Annotated in this window: 12 protein-coding genes; 2 read left to right on the top strand and 10 right to left on the bottom strand. The window is 61.7% G+C overall.

Annotated elements, in window-relative coordinates; translation table 11 throughout:
* Nucleotides 1-372: 372 nt before the first annotated feature.
* On the top strand, nucleotides 373-1,494 hold the full coding sequence (locus NKI37_RS06745) for an ABC transporter substrate-binding protein (protein ID WP_023687260.1): 1,122 nt from the start codon (nucleotides 373-375) through the stop codon (nucleotides 1,492-1,494).
* Between the two features lie 66 nt (nucleotides 1,495-1,560).
* Here NKI37_RS06745 and NKI37_RS06740 read toward each other — a convergent pair whose 3' ends face one another.
* The 10 genes from NKI37_RS06740 to NKI37_RS06695 all read right to left on the bottom strand — a co-directional run bounded on the left by NKI37_RS06740 (nucleotide 1,561) and on the right by NKI37_RS06695 (nucleotide 11,047).
* A complete protein-coding gene (locus tag NKI37_RS06740; protein WP_352788137.1) occupies nucleotides 1,561-3,522 on the bottom strand; it encodes an acetyl/propionyl/methylcrotonyl-CoA carboxylase subunit alpha in 1,962 nt (653 codons plus the stop codon).
* A 49-nt stretch (nucleotides 3,523-3,571) separates the two neighbouring features.
* Nucleotides 3,572-3,949 (bottom strand): hypothetical protein, encoded by a 378-nt coding sequence (locus NKI37_RS06735; RefSeq protein ID WP_023684512.1) that lies wholly within the window; start codon nucleotides 3,947-3,949, stop codon nucleotides 3,572-3,574.
* 45 nt (nucleotides 3,950-3,994) lie between these two features.
* Complete coding sequence (locus tag NKI37_RS06730; RefSeq protein ID WP_023670207.1) at nucleotides 3,995-4,369, bottom strand: hypothetical protein; 375 nt, start codon at nucleotides 4,367-4,369, stop codon at nucleotides 3,995-3,997.
* A gap of 120 nt (nucleotides 4,370-4,489) precedes the next feature.
* Nucleotides 4,490-5,020, bottom strand: coding sequence for an O-acetyl-ADP-ribose deacetylase (locus NKI37_RS06725; protein ID WP_023670208.1), 531 nt, complete (start codon nucleotides 5,018-5,020; stop codon nucleotides 4,490-4,492).
* Complete coding sequence (locus NKI37_RS06720) at nucleotides 5,021-6,628, bottom strand: carboxyl transferase domain-containing protein (protein ID WP_023834423.1); 1,608 nt, start codon at nucleotides 6,626-6,628, stop codon at nucleotides 5,021-5,023. It lies immediately after the preceding gene.
* 8 nt (nucleotides 6,629-6,636) lie between these two features.
* Entirely contained in the window at nucleotides 6,637-7,533 is an 897-nt protein-coding gene (locus NKI37_RS06715) for a hypothetical protein (protein WP_352788140.1), read from the bottom strand.
* 9 nt (nucleotides 7,534-7,542) lie between these two features.
* The gene (locus NKI37_RS06710; protein ID WP_023709798.1) at nucleotides 7,543-8,706 is read right to left on the bottom strand and encodes an isovaleryl-CoA dehydrogenase; all 1,164 of its coding nucleotides are present in this window, start codon (nucleotides 8,704-8,706) and stop codon (nucleotides 7,543-7,545) included.
* A gap of 65 nt (nucleotides 8,707-8,771) precedes the next feature.
* The gene (locus NKI37_RS06705) at nucleotides 8,772-9,428 is read right to left on the bottom strand and encodes a TetR/AcrR family transcriptional regulator (RefSeq protein WP_023735525.1); all 657 of its coding nucleotides are present in this window, start codon (nucleotides 9,426-9,428) and stop codon (nucleotides 8,772-8,774) included.
* A gap of 69 nt (nucleotides 9,429-9,497) precedes the next feature.
* Nucleotides 9,498-9,788, bottom strand: coding sequence for an acylphosphatase (locus NKI37_RS06700; RefSeq protein ID WP_023732008.1), 291 nt, complete (start codon nucleotides 9,786-9,788; stop codon nucleotides 9,498-9,500).
* A 146-nt stretch (nucleotides 9,789-9,934) separates the two neighbouring features.
* Entirely contained in the window at nucleotides 9,935-11,047 is a 1,113-nt protein-coding gene (locus NKI37_RS06695) for a pyridoxal phosphate-dependent aminotransferase (protein ID WP_352788143.1), read from the bottom strand.
* Nucleotides 11,048-11,155: 108 nt separating this feature from the next.
* On the opposite strand from NKI37_RS06695, the gene NKI37_RS06690 reads away from it, so the two are divergent.
* Entirely contained in the window at nucleotides 11,156-12,835 is a 1,680-nt protein-coding gene (locus tag NKI37_RS06690; RefSeq protein ID WP_027050006.1) for a tetratricopeptide repeat-containing sulfotransferase family protein, read from the top strand.
* Nucleotides 12,836-12,924 lie beyond the last annotated feature (89 nt).

Here is a 12,924-nt window from a genome sequence, read left to right as displayed (position 1 = left end):
TATCGCAGGCAGATTATCGAAAACAGGGAAGCCCCGGGATCAAGACCGCAAAGACGGTCGGAACCGGTGAAACGACAAGGCCGCGACAAGACGGCCGACCATGAAAGAACAAGAACGCGGCAGGCCGGCACGGTCCAGTCGTGCACAATGGGGACGGCGGGCAGGTTTTCGTGGCGCGGGGGCGCATGGGGACTGCTACGAGCAAAAAGCCACGACCGGCCGGAACAGGCTGGCGTGGCTTTTTGCGTTGATGAGGCCCAATCGAGCGGCGCCGATGCGCCTAGACAGGCCCAATGAAGGATGAAATTGTCCCGCCTTCGGAAAGAAGCGCGGCCAGAGCGGCTGCGCGAGTGTGGGAGGAGTTCTATCACCATGAAAAAAACGGGTATTTTGAGCGCGGCCGTATTTGGCCTGATGATGAGCGCGCCGGTTGCCTTTGCCGATGACATCACCATTTCGGTGGTCGGCCCGATGACCGGACAGCTCGCCACGATCGGCGATCAGTTCAAGCAGGGCGCAACGGCAGCCGCCGATGCGATCAACGCCGCCGGCGGTGTCAACGGCTCGATGATCAAGCTCGACATCGAGGACGACCAGTGCGATCCCAAGCAGGCGGTTTCGGTGGCCAACCGGATCGTTGCCAACAGCGTCAAGTTTATTGACGGCCATGCCTGTTCAGGTTCGAGCATCCCGGCTTCCGCCGTCTACGCCGAGGCCGGCGCGCTGATGATGAGCCCGGCCTCTTCAAATCCCGAGCTGACCGATGCCGCCGCCAAGGCCGGCTGGCCGACGATCATGCGTCTCTATACGCGTGACGACGCGCAGGGCGCCTTCATCGGCCCGTGGATCGCCAAGAAATATGCCGGCAAGAATGTCGTTATCCTGCATGACAAGAGCGCCTACGGTCAGGGCGTTGCCGATGCCGTGAAGGCGACGATGAATGCCGGTGGCCTCAAGGAGATCGACTATGAAGGCATCAATGCCGGCGAGAAGGATTATTCGGCTCTCGTCACCAAGCTGAAGGACCTCAAGGCCGACGTTGTCTATTTCGGCGGCTATCACCCGGAAGCCGGGCTTATCCTGCGTCAGTCGGCCGAGCAGAGCGTCAAGTTCCAGCTGATCATGCCGGACTCGATCGCCTCGCCGGAATTCTGGCAGGTCGCCGGCCCCGCCGGTGAAGGCACCCTGTTCGTCTTCCCGTCGGACCCGCAGGCCAAGCCGGAAGCCAAGGAGGCCATCGCCAAGATCAAGGCGGGCGGCTTCGTGCCGGAAGGCTTTACGCTGTTCTCCTACGCCGTCGTTCAGGCGTTTGCAGAGGGCGTCAAGCGCGCCGGAACGGACGATCCGGTCAAGGTAGCCGAAGCGCTGAAGAACGGCACGCCGTTCAGCACCGTGGTCGGCGACGTGACCTTCGACGAGAAGGGCGATCTGAAGAACGCCAGCTACGACATCAACCAGTGGCACGACGGCAAATACGCACCGATCGCGCAGTAAGCGGCCGCGTACTCATGGCAATGGCCGGGCTTGTCCCGGCCATTTTTCATTCAAGCCTCCAGCCGGCTATGCAGCCTCTTCAACGAAGCGCACCAGCACCGTTCCGTCGGTGACCTGCGCGCCCTCGGTGGCGATCTCGGCGATCACGCCGTCATGGCTGGCCGCGATCGTGTGCTCCATCTTCATCGCTTCCAGGATCAGTAGCGGCTGGCCCTTGATCACCCTTTCGCCCTTTGCCGCGCGCACCAGCTTGACCAGGCCCGGCATCGGCGCGCGCAGGCTGCCCGAAGCGGCGGCCGCCTCGTCGGTTCGCGCCAGCGGATCCGGGACGAGGAAACTGTAGCCGACCGCGCCTTCGAACACGGTGACGTGGCCTGGCCAGCGGGCAAGGCGAAGGGCGGCGCGAAGATCATGCGAATTGACGCTGTCATAGGGCGCGTCCAGCGCCACCTCGAAGCGCCCGTCCGGCCGCACTGAAACACGCGCCAGTATATCGTCCTCGCCATGGCGCAGGCGCGTGCGGCGCGCAACGCTGTGGAAATGCGCATAGCCGGCAAGCGACGACCACGGATCGTTCGACGGCGGCAAGGCACCGGCGCCCGCCGCGGCAAGGGCCGCCGCGGCAACGATCTCGCTGCGCGGCAGGGCGACCGCGGTCAGCGCTTCCTGATGCCTGCCGATCAGGCCGGTATCGACATCACCGGCCGAAAAATCGGCGTCCGCGGCAAGTGCCGCGAGAAAGGCGGTGTTGACGGTCGAGCCGGCAATCTCGGTCTGCGACAACGCAGTGCCGAGCGCATCGAGTGCCGCCTGCCTGTCCTTGGCGTGGACGACCAGCTTGGCGATCATCGGATCGTAGAAGGGCGAGATGGCATCGCCGGCCCGCACGCCGGTCTCGATGCGCATGCTGGCGCCTTCGGGCGCGTTGTCGGGAAACGCCAGGTGATGCAGCGTGCCGGTCGCCGGCAGAAACCCTTTCGCCGCGTCCTCGGCATAGATGCGCGCCTCGAAGGCGTGGCCGGAAAGCGTGATTTCGCTCTGCGTCTTCGGCAGCTTTTCGCCGGCGGCTACCCGCAACTGCCACTCGACCAGGTCGGTGCCGGTGACCATTTCGGTGACGGGATGCTCGACCTGCAGGCGGGTGTTCATTTCCATGAACCAGAAGCGGTCGGCCTTCAGCCCTTGCGAGGCATCGACGATGAATTCGATGGTGCCGGCGCCGGAATAGCTGATCGCCTTGGCGGCCTTGACCGCCGCTTCCGTCATCGCCTCGCGCAGCGCCGGCGTCATGCCGGGCGCCGGCGCTTCCTCGATCACCTTCTGGTGGCGGCGCTGCGCCGAGCAGTCGCGCTCGTAGAGATGCACGGCATTGCCAAAATTGTCGCCGAATACCTGGACCTCGATGTGGCGCGGCTTGTCGACATATTTTTCGACCAGCACGCGGTCGTCGCCGAACGCGGCCTTGGCCTCGCGCCGTGCGCCCGACAGCGCCTCGGAGAAATCGTCGGGATGTTCGACCCGGCGCATGCCCTTGCCGCCACCGCCGGCGCGCGCCTTGATCAGAACGGGATAGCCGATCTCACGCGCCTTGGACGCCAGCAGCACGATCTCCTGCGCCTCGCCATGATAGCCCGGCACCACCGGCACGCCGGCCTTTTCCATCAGCCGCTTGGCCGCGTCCTTCAGCCCCATGGCGCGGATCGAGGCGGCCGACGGGCCGATGAATGTGAGCCCTGCTGCTGTCACCTGGTCGACGAAATCAGGGTTTTCCGAGAGAAAACCGTAGCCGGGGTGGATTGCTTGCGCGCCGGTCGCCAGCGCCGCCGCAACAATCCTGTCGCCGCGCAGATAGCTTTCACCGACGGGCGAAGCGCCGATATGCACCGCCTCGTCGGCCATTTCGACATGCAGGGCCTTGGCGTCCGCGTCGGAATAGACGGCAACGGTGCGCACTCCCATCTTCCTGGCCGTGCGTATCACCCGGCAGGCGATCTCGCCGCGATTGGCGATCAGGATCTTGGCGAACATGGAGCCTCCCGGGTTTGTCTCGGGCGGCGCCGGTCTAGCAGGAATGAGCCTATTTCGAAGCCGCGATTTTGCAGCCGCCGCTCGCGGTCTGAACCTTCCACTTTTTCAGGCCAACCTGACAGCTTCGCAACGCCAACTCTTCCGCGGCCTTCTGAGATGGCGCGTTCAGCCGCGCACCGCAGATGATGTAAAGATCGTCGACGCGGGAGTAGAATGTGGTCGCGTAGGCCGAGTGGCCACTCGCCGCGACATAGGCGTTGTACGACTTCGTGCAGGGCTCCTTTGGATTCAGTGACAACGGAGGCCAGAATCGGGTGTCTCCCTTGCTGCCCGCCAGCGATCCAGCCGCCCCGATACCGGGTGCCGTAAATACGAGCAGGCCGGCAAGCATCGATACAGTAATTCGTTTGATGCGTGTCGATTTCATCTTGCGCCGCCCATTTGAAAAATGCCCAAGCCGATGCTTGTCGGCCTACTTCGATGCCGCAACTTCGCAGCCCGCACCTGTAATGACCTTGTAATGGCTGCGGGCGGACTCGCAGGATTTCATCGCCCGTTCTTCGGCAGCCTTCTGTGACGGTGCATTCAAGCCCGAGCCGCAGATGATGTACAACGAACGGATCCGGGCATAGGGCGTGGTCGCATAGGCCGAATGGCCGCCGGCGGCCACATAGGCGTTGTAAGCCATGGTGCACTGGTCTTTCGGGCTTTTCGGCAAATACGGATAGAAATGGATGTCGCCTTTGCTTCCCGCCAGCGATGCCGCGGCGCCAACGCCGGGTACCGCAAATATAAGCAAGACTGCAAGTACCGACGCAGTCGTTTTTCCCGAATATTTCGGCCTCATCTTTACCCCATCCCCGTTGCCCAATGCGGGATGAACAATAGCGTCTATTCTCCAGTGCCGCCAGCCTGCTCACCGAAAATTTCTTTTGCGTAGGTGGATGAACCATCTTATCCATGCAGACTAGCATCCTTCAATGGCAGCAACGGCTTGTCGGTATAGTTGAGCTGTTGGCTCGTCGAAGCAGCAGAAAATAACTGTTTCGGGCGTTGAGTTCTGTCCGACGAAGGTACCTGCGATGCCAACGGCAATCTGCGTCGCCTCATTTTTCGGATAACGGTAGATGCCGGTGGAGATCGCCGGAAATGCCACGGTCCGGCAATCCCTGGCGGCGGCGATTTCGAGCGACCTGATATAGCAGGAGGCGAGCAGCCCGGCTTCGCCTTTGCCGCCGCCTTGCCAGACAGGTCCGACCGTGTGGATGATGTAACGTGCCGGCAGGTGATAGCCCTTGGTAAGCTTTGCTTCGCCGACCTTGCAGCCGTTCAGCATCCGGCATTCGAATTCGAGCTCCGGGCCTGCGGCGCGGTGAATGGCGCCGTCGACGCCGCCGCCGCCCAGCAGCGAGGAATTGGCGGCGTTGACGATGGCATCGACCGCAAGCCTGGTGATGTCGCCGGTGTGGACATGTATCCGTTCGCCGAACTTGCTCATCTACATCCTGAACACGCCGAACTTCGTTTCTTCGATGTCGGCGTTGAGCGCGGCCGAAAGGCTGAGCGCGAGCACTTCGCGCGTTTTCCCCGGATCGATGATGCCGTCGTCCCACAGCCGCGCCGAGGAGTAGAGCGGGTGGCCCTCATGCTCGTATTTCATCAGGATCGGCTTCTTGAATTTCGCTTCCTCGTCCGCGCTCCACTCACCGCCCTTGCGCTCGATGCCCTCGCGCTTGACCACCGCCAGCACGGTCGCCGCCTGTTCGCCGCCCATCACCGAAATGCGCGCGTTCGGCCACATCCACAGGAAGCGCGGCGAGTAGGCGCGGCCGCACATGCCGTAATTGCCGGCGCCGAACGACCCGCCGATGATCATCGTCACCTTCGGCACCTTGGCGGTGGCAACCGCCATCACCAGCTTGGCGCCGTCCTTGGCGATGCCGCCGGCCTCGTACTTTCGCCCGACCATGAAGCCGGTGATGTTCTGCAGGAAGATCAGCGGGATCTTGCGCTGGCAGCACAGTTCGATGAAATGCGCGCCCTTCACAGCACTTTCGGAAAACAGCACGCCATTGTTGGCGATGATGCCGACCGGCATGCCCTGAAGATGGGCAAAGCCGGTGACCAGCGTGGTGCCGTAATTCTGCTTGAACTCGTCGAACTCGGAGCCGTCGACGACGCGCGCGATCACCTCGCGCACATCATAGGGCTGGCGCAGATCCGTCGGCACGATGCCGTAGAGTTCCTGCGCGTCATGAAGCGGCGGCATGGGTTTCTGTAAGGTCAAGCTTACAGTCTTGCGCCGGTTGAGGTTTTTGACGATGCGCCGGCAGATGGCCAGCGCATGTTCGTCGTCCAGCGCATAGTGGTCGGCGACACCGGACAGCCTGGTGTGCACGTCGGCGCCGCCAAGCTCCTCGGCGCTGACATCTTCGCCCGTAGCCGCCTTCACCAGCGGCGGGCCGCCGAGAAAAATGGTCGCCTGGTTGCGCACCATGATCGTCTCGTCCGACATTGCCGGCACATAGGCGCCGCCCGCAGTACATGAGCCCATGACGCAGGCGATCTGCGGAATGCCGGCCGCCGACATGTTGGCCTGGTTGTAGAAGATGCGGCCGAAATGCTCGCGATCGGGAAACACCTCGTCCTGATTGGGCAGGTTGGCGCCGCCGCTGTCGACCAGATAGACGCAAGGCAGATTGTTTTGCAGCGCGATCTCCTGTGCGCGCAAATGCTTCTTCACCGTGAGCGGATAATAGGTGCCGCCCTTCACCGTGGCGTCGTTGACCACGACCATCACCTCGGTGCCTTCGACACGGCCGACGCCGGCGATGAGGCCGGCCGAGGAAATCTCCTCGCCATACATGGACCATGCCGCGAACTGGCCGATCTCGAGGAAAGGCGAGCCGGTGTCGAGCAATTGCGCCAGCCGCTCGCGCGGCAACAGCTTGCCGCGCGAAACATGACGCTCGCGCGCCTCCTCCGAGCCACCGCGCTCGACGGTTGCCGCCTTGTCCGCAATGTCGGCAACCAGCGCCCGCATGCGCTCGGCATTGGCGAGGTAGGTTTCGGAGGAGGGCGAGATCTGGGTTTGGAGTACGGCCACATCGGTTCCTATTGCTCTGCCACGACTTGCAGCTTGCCGTCACGGCGCTCGAAAATGTACTCGGAGAGAAGATCAGGTTCGGTCTTGAAAACCTTGTCGATAAATGAGCGAGCAAACTGAACCGCATTGGGAAGCCGCTTGTCTACAACGACGATGGCATCGCGTTTTGGAATGGCTATGAAAACGCCGTTGGGGAATTGCGGTCCAAGCGTGGCCCAGAATTTTTCGGTCAGGAGGAGAGCGGGTGAGATGGCCTCATCCCCTTCGACGGTGAAGATCGATATCCCGTCGAGGATACGCTCCTGCTTGACCTTCGTAATCTGCTTGTTGATGTTTTCCAGAGCAAGCTGTGCGAGTGAGCGGTCTCCAACATCGTCAAGCCGGACGCTGGCGAGCGAGTCCTCATTGTCGATCTGGTAAAGGATCACGACGTCACCCGCCAAGGTTTCAAACGCCGGTCCTTTGTCGGGCTCTGTGCCATCGCCTTTGAAAGCGTCGAGATGTTCGCGCGGTCGAATGTTGGCAATCAGTAGATCGGCCTGGAAGCCGCTTTCGCTATCGCTGAGCACGAGCGTGGTTAGAAAACGTTCGATTTCGGTTTCCGCCTCTCCCGCCGGCAGGTCGCGAATGCGGCCTAGCAGGTTCGTAACGTCCACCTGAAGATGAATATCCTTGCCGGTAGAACCGACCCTGGTTACGTCAAGACGCGCCGGATCGGCGGGGTTGGGAATTGCTTGCTTGACTCGGCTGTCAGCCTTCAGGCGGGAAATGACTTCAACCCGCAGTGCTGCAACATCTCGAAATTGCGGCATATCTGAAGAGGCGGCATTCGCAAATCCCGACAATGGGATCAATGCGACGATAGTCCGTGCTAATACTCCAAGGTATTTTGGCAAACCAGGCATTGAAATCGCTCACACCCCTTCCGCCATGATCTCGCGCCCGATCAGCCAGCGGCGAATCTCGCTGGTGCCGGCGCCGATTTCGTAGAGCTTGGCGTCGCGCAACAGCCGGCCGGTCGGATACTCGTTGGTATAGCCGTTGCCGCCAAGCAGCTGGATGGCGTCGAGCGCCATCAGCGTCGCTTTTTCGGCGGCAAACAGCACGCAGCCGGCGGCATCCTTGCGTGTCGTCTGGCCGCGATCGCAGGCAGCCGCGACAGCATAAACGTACGCGCGCGCGGCGTTCATCGTCGAATACATGTCGGCGAGCTTGCCCTGCACGAGCTGGAACTCGCCGATCGGCTGGCCGAACTGCTTGCGCTCATGCACATAGGGGATCGCCACGTCGAGACAGGCCGCCATGAGCCCGAGCGGGCCGCCGGCGAGCACGGTGCGCTCGTAGTCGAGGCCCGACATCAGGACCTCGACGCCGCGGCCCTCCTCATGCAGCACATTGTCATAGGGCACCTCGACATTGTCGAACACCAGTTCGCCGGTGTTGGAGCCGCGCATGCCGAGCTTGTCGAGCTTTGGCGATGCCGAGAAGCCGGCCATGGTCTTTTCGACGATGAAGGCGGTGATGCCGTGCGATTTCCGCTCCGGATCGGTCTTGGCATAGACCACCAGCGTTTCAGCGTCGGGGCCGTTGGTGATCCACATTTTCGAGCCGTTGAGCACATAGCGGTCGTTGCGCTTTTCGGCGCGCAGCTTGAGCGAGACGACGTCGGAGCCGGCGCCCGATTCCGACATGGCCAGCGCACCTGCCCTTTCGCCCGAGCACAATGCCGGCAGGAATTTCTCCTTCTGCGCAGGCGTCGCCCAGCGGTTGATCTGGTTGACGCAGAGGTTCGAATGGGCGCCGTAGGAAAGGCCGACCGAGCCCGAGGCGCGCGAAATCTCTTCCACCGCAATGACATGGGCGAGGTAGCCCATGCCGCTACCGCCGAAATCGGGATCGGCGGTGATTCCAAGCAGGCCGAGCGCGCCGAGTTCTTTCCACAGATGCGCGGGGAACTGGTTGCTGCGGTCGATCTCGGCGGCGATCGGCGCTATTTTCTCCTGGGCAAAGCGGCGCACCAGATCGCGCAGCGCCTCGATGTCCTCGTCATGCCCGAAGCTGAGTGTGTTCGTGTACATGCCGTTCCCTCCTGCCGCATGACCCCGAAATCAACTTTGATTTTCGGAAAGGATCATGCGCGAAATCAAAATGCTACAGCGTCATTTGCGCGTCCGAAGGGACGCGCGGCGCTGTAAGTCTTGCCGTCTATGTTCGCGCCAACCAGGCGCATTGTCATTGAAAGATATGTCGCCGTGACTTCAGCCATCGACAGCCGCTCGCCCGGCCGGAACCAGACGATGACGCCGGTCATCATCTGGATCAGCGCCATGGCAGTGAGCCCGGTGTCATCGACACTGAAGGCGCCGGCCTCCGCGCCGTCGCGCAGGATGGCGCGCAACTCCTTCTCATAGGCGGTGCGCATGCGAAGGATCTGCGTCAGCCGGTCATGTGACAGGCTGCGCAATTCCATGTTCGAGACATGGGTGGAGTGGCGGCGCTCGATGTGGAAAGCGATGTGGTTTTCGACATAGGCGGCAAGCCGCGTTGCCGGATCGGCAGCGTCGGGGCGTGCGGCGTCCCACGCTTCGATCAGCCCTTCCATATGTTCGCGCATCAGCGTGAACAGCAGGTCTTCCTTGGTCGGAAAATAGCGGTAGAGCGCGGCCGCCTGGACGCCGACCTCGGCGGCAAGCTGCCGCATCGACGTCGCCTCATAGCCGAAGCGGGCGATCAGGCTGACCGCTGCCTCGCGGACGGCCGCTTCAGTTTTTTCGCCGTCGGATCCCGTTGTGCGTGCCATGATCGTCTCCCGGTATTTAGTAATAAAACGAACGTTCAATTAATTCAAGCGGCAATAAAGTGGTTCCGTCTAGACAATGATCCGAAAGTCGATGGGCGCGTCGAGGAGTTCGAATTCTTCGATCTCGACCCTCGAAACCGAAGCTCCCCTTGGCCCTTGCCGGAGCCGTTCGATCATTGTGGAAACCGCAGCATCGGCACCGGCAATCGAGGCCGTCACCGTGCCGTCTCGTTCATTGCGTACCCAACCTACGAGGCCAAGCCTTATCGCTTCGCGTCGCGCCCACATCCGGTAGCCGACGCCTTGCACCTTACCATGCATGCGCGCCTGCACCGCCTTTTGCCGGTCGTTATCTCCCATGCTCAAGAACTGGCGCGGGATCGGACGAAAGCAACAGCCTTGAACGGTTGGATTGTTGTTGGATCGACGGAAGCCGGGGACCCGGCTGGTTCTGTCTTGGCCTTTGGCGGCATTGGCAGGCCGTGTCGCGACGGCAATCGGCCGGGCTAGTTTCCCCGTGCCGCGGCGAGCGCGCCGGGCAGTTCCTCGGCAAAGATATCGAGCTCATGATCGAGGCCGACGCTGACCCTTATGCAACGGTCGAGCCCTGGCGCCATCGGTTTGCGAATGAACACGTCGCGCGACAAAAGATTTTGCAGCACTTTCAGCGCGAAGGCGCCGTCCTTGCCGCAATCGATGGTGACGAAATTGGTCGCCGATGGCAGCGGCTTCAGCCCGTTCGTCTCGGCAATCCCGGCTATACGTGTGCGTCCGGCAGCGACTCGCGCCACCACGCTGTGCAGCCAGTCTTGGTCGGCCAGCGCCTCGACGCCGGCGATCTGCGCCATGCGGCTGACGCCGTAATGGTTGCGGATCTTCTCGAAATCGCGGATCACCTCAGCCTCGGCCACCGCATAGCCGCAGCGAATGCCGGCCAGCCCGTATGCCTTGGAGAAGGTGCGCATGCGGATGACGTTGGGCCGCGCGACATCGATCGGCGGCAGCGCCGAGGTCGGCCCCAATTCGCCATAGGCCTCGTCGAGCACCAGCATGGTGGTTTCCGGCAAGGCTTCGATAAAGCCGATGATCTCGCTCGCTTCCCACCAGCTGCCCATCGGATTGTCCGGGTTGGAGAGATAGACCAGCGGCGCCTTTTCTCGGGTGACCGCCGCCAACAGGCCGTCAAGACTTTCCTTGTCGTTTTCGTAAGGCACCGTGACCAGCCGGCCGCCGACGCCGGCAATGTGGAAATTGAACGTCGGATAGGCGCCGAGCGAGGTGACCACCGCGTCGCCAGGCGCGACATACATGCGCGCCACCAGGCTAAGCAGCCCGTCTATGCCTTCGCCGACCACGACGTTTTCGGCGCCGATGCCGAGATGGGCGGCCGCAGCCTGCTTCAGCTCGTAATTGTCGGGATCGCAATACATCCACTGGTCACGCGCGACGCTCTCCATGCGCTCGATAACGCGCGGCGAAGGCCCGAAACTGCTCTCATTGGCGCCGATGCGAGCGCGAAACGCGCGGCCACGCTCGCGCTCCTGCGCCTCCGGGCCGACAAACGGCACCGTCGAGGGAAGCGCGCCGACAAGCGGCGTGAGGGCAGGGCGCTGGCGCATGGCAAAGGCTCACTCGAAAAGGGCCTTCTTGCTAGCGTGGAGGCATGTCGGGCGCAAGATGACAATGCCGCACTAGATTTCGCGGGACCGTTTTGCTAGCGAAATGGAATGAGCAACCGATTGCCACCCGCTTGGGCCAAGCACCTTAAAACGCAAGCCGCGCCGAAGGGCACGCAGCCGAAGCTTGTGCAACCGAAACCCCAGCCCGCAAAAGCGGCTCCGTCTCGTGCTCAGGCTGACGATATGATGTTGAGGCAGGCGCTCGTGTTCCAGCAAGAGGAAAGATTGCCTGAGGCGGAAGAACTCTGTCATCGCGTTCTGGCGAGAACGCCCGAACATCCGCTGGCCCTTTACATACTGGGGACGCTGGGGATCGGGTACGACGATGAAAAGGTCCTGCGGTATTTTGGTCGGGCGATCGCCCAGGAGCCTCTAAATCCCTACTTCCACCTTGGCCTCGGTCAAACCTATTTCAGGCTCAGCGAATTTACACCGGCGATCGAACACATTCAGCACGCACTGGCATTGAAGCCGGATCTGGTGGAAGCGCTTTGCGCCTTGGGCGATGCATACAACTCGTTTGACAAGTGCGAAATGGCGCTGCCGCTCTTTGAGAAGGCGCTCAGGATCGACCAAGATCATCCCACGGCCCGGTTGGGGCTGCCTCGTGCGCTGGCGAGCCTCGGCCGTATGGACGAAGCCGCGGTCCATCTCAAAGAGGCAATAGATCGGCGCATCGCGGTACCCGCTGCCTATAGTACGCTTGTACGCACGCACAAATTCACGGAAGAGCCGCCAGAACTCGCGGCGATCCTGACGGAGCTTCAAGACCCGGACCACGGATCCGAGGGAGCGGCGACGCTCCATCACGCAGCCGGAAAGGTGCTCAACGACCTCCGCCGCTACAAGGAGGCGATGGACCACTTCAAGAAAGGAAATCAAGCCGGCGGCCAGAGCTTCGATGTGCAATCCTACCGTCGTTGGGTCGATTCCCTGATCGAAACCTTTACACCGGATCTGGTGGCTTCAAGGACTGCTTGTGGCAATGCCTCGGAGGTGCCCGTGTTCGTAGTCGGGATGCCTCGCTCGGGCACAACGCTGACGGAGCAGATCTGCGCCAGCCATCCCAATGTTCATGGCGCTGGCGAGTTAGCAAAACTTAGACGCACATCTAACGGGCTCGACCTTAGGCATGGTTCCGACATAAGCCCCGGTGAGGCGATCGCATCGATGACTCCACAGCTGTCCAGGGCGCTGGCCGCGGAGCATCTTGCCTACCTGCGCGAGCGGGCCCCTGATGCGCTTCGAATTGTCGACAAGATGCCTCACAATTTCGAGCTGGTCGGCCTGATTGGCATCCTTTTCCCCAACGCGCGCATCATTCATTGTCGCCGCGACGCCATTGACAACTGCATCTCCTGCTTTGTCCTGCAACTCAGTGAAGGGCATAGCTATAGCGCCGATCTGGAGACACTGGGGCTTTACTACAGAGAGTATGATCGTCTGATGCGGCATTGGGACAAGATATTCCCGGGCCGTATCTTCGAAAACCGGTACGAGACGTTGATTGAAAATCAAGAGAAGCAGTCGCGCCGTCTCATAGATTATCTCGGACTACCCTGGGACGATGCCTGCTTGCGCTTTTTTGACAGGGGCGGCTCCGTAAAGACCTATAGCAATTGGCAGGTCCGCCAGCCGATCTATACGTCGTCCGTCAAGCAGTGGACGAATTACGAAAGCGAGATCCAGCCGCTGATTGAATCATTGGGCGACCTTGCTGAAATCTGACCCGACTTTGCCGATCATATTAGGCGGTTCTGCGCTCCAAAATCGCGTAGCGACCCAGCATGGTAGCGTATGGCCGCCTTTTTCCCCGA

The organism is Mesorhizobium sp. M0626, from assembly GCF_040320665.1.
Classification (GTDB): Bacteria; Pseudomonadota; Alphaproteobacteria; order Rhizobiales; family Rhizobiaceae; genus Mesorhizobium.
The sequence above is the reverse complement of the archived record's forward strand: the minus strand, read 5'-3'. Positions and strand labels throughout refer to the sequence as shown.

Coding starts and splice junctions, on each gene's coding strand:
- NKI37_RS06745 (WP_023687260.1), top strand. CDS start 373: ATGAAAAAAACGGGTATTTTGAGCGCGGCCGTATTTGGCCTGATGATG.
- NKI37_RS06740 (WP_352788137.1), bottom strand. CDS start 3,522: ATGTTCGCCAAGATCCTGATCGCCAATCGCGGCGAGATCGCCTGCCGG.
- NKI37_RS06735 (WP_023684512.1), bottom strand. CDS start 3,949: ATGAAATCGACACGCATCAAACGAATTACTGTATCGATGCTTGCCGGC.
- NKI37_RS06730 (WP_023670207.1), bottom strand. CDS start 4,369: ATGAGGCCGAAATATTCGGGAAAAACGACTGCGTCGGTACTTGCAGTC.
- NKI37_RS06725 (WP_023670208.1), bottom strand. CDS start 5,020: ATGAGCAAGTTCGGCGAACGGATACATGTCCACACCGGCGACATCACC.
- NKI37_RS06715 (WP_352788140.1), bottom strand. CDS start 7,533: ATGCCTGGTTTGCCAAAATACCTTGGAGTATTAGCACGGACTATCGTC.
- NKI37_RS06710 (WP_023709798.1), bottom strand. CDS start 8,706: ATGTACACGAACACACTCAGCTTCGGGCATGACGAGGACATCGAGGCG.
- NKI37_RS06705 (WP_023735525.1), bottom strand. CDS start 9,428: ATGGCACGCACAACGGGATCCGACGGCGAAAAAACTGAAGCGGCCGTC.
- NKI37_RS06700 (WP_023732008.1), bottom strand. CDS start 9,788: ATGGGAGATAACGACCGGCAAAAGGCGGTGCAGGCGCGCATGCATGGT.
- NKI37_RS06695 (WP_352788143.1), bottom strand. CDS start 11,047: ATGCGCCAGCGCCCTGCCCTCACGCCGCTTGTCGGCGCGCTTCCCTCG.
- NKI37_RS06690 (WP_027050006.1), top strand. CDS start 11,156: ATGAGCAACCGATTGCCACCCGCTTGGGCCAAGCACCTTAAAACGCAA.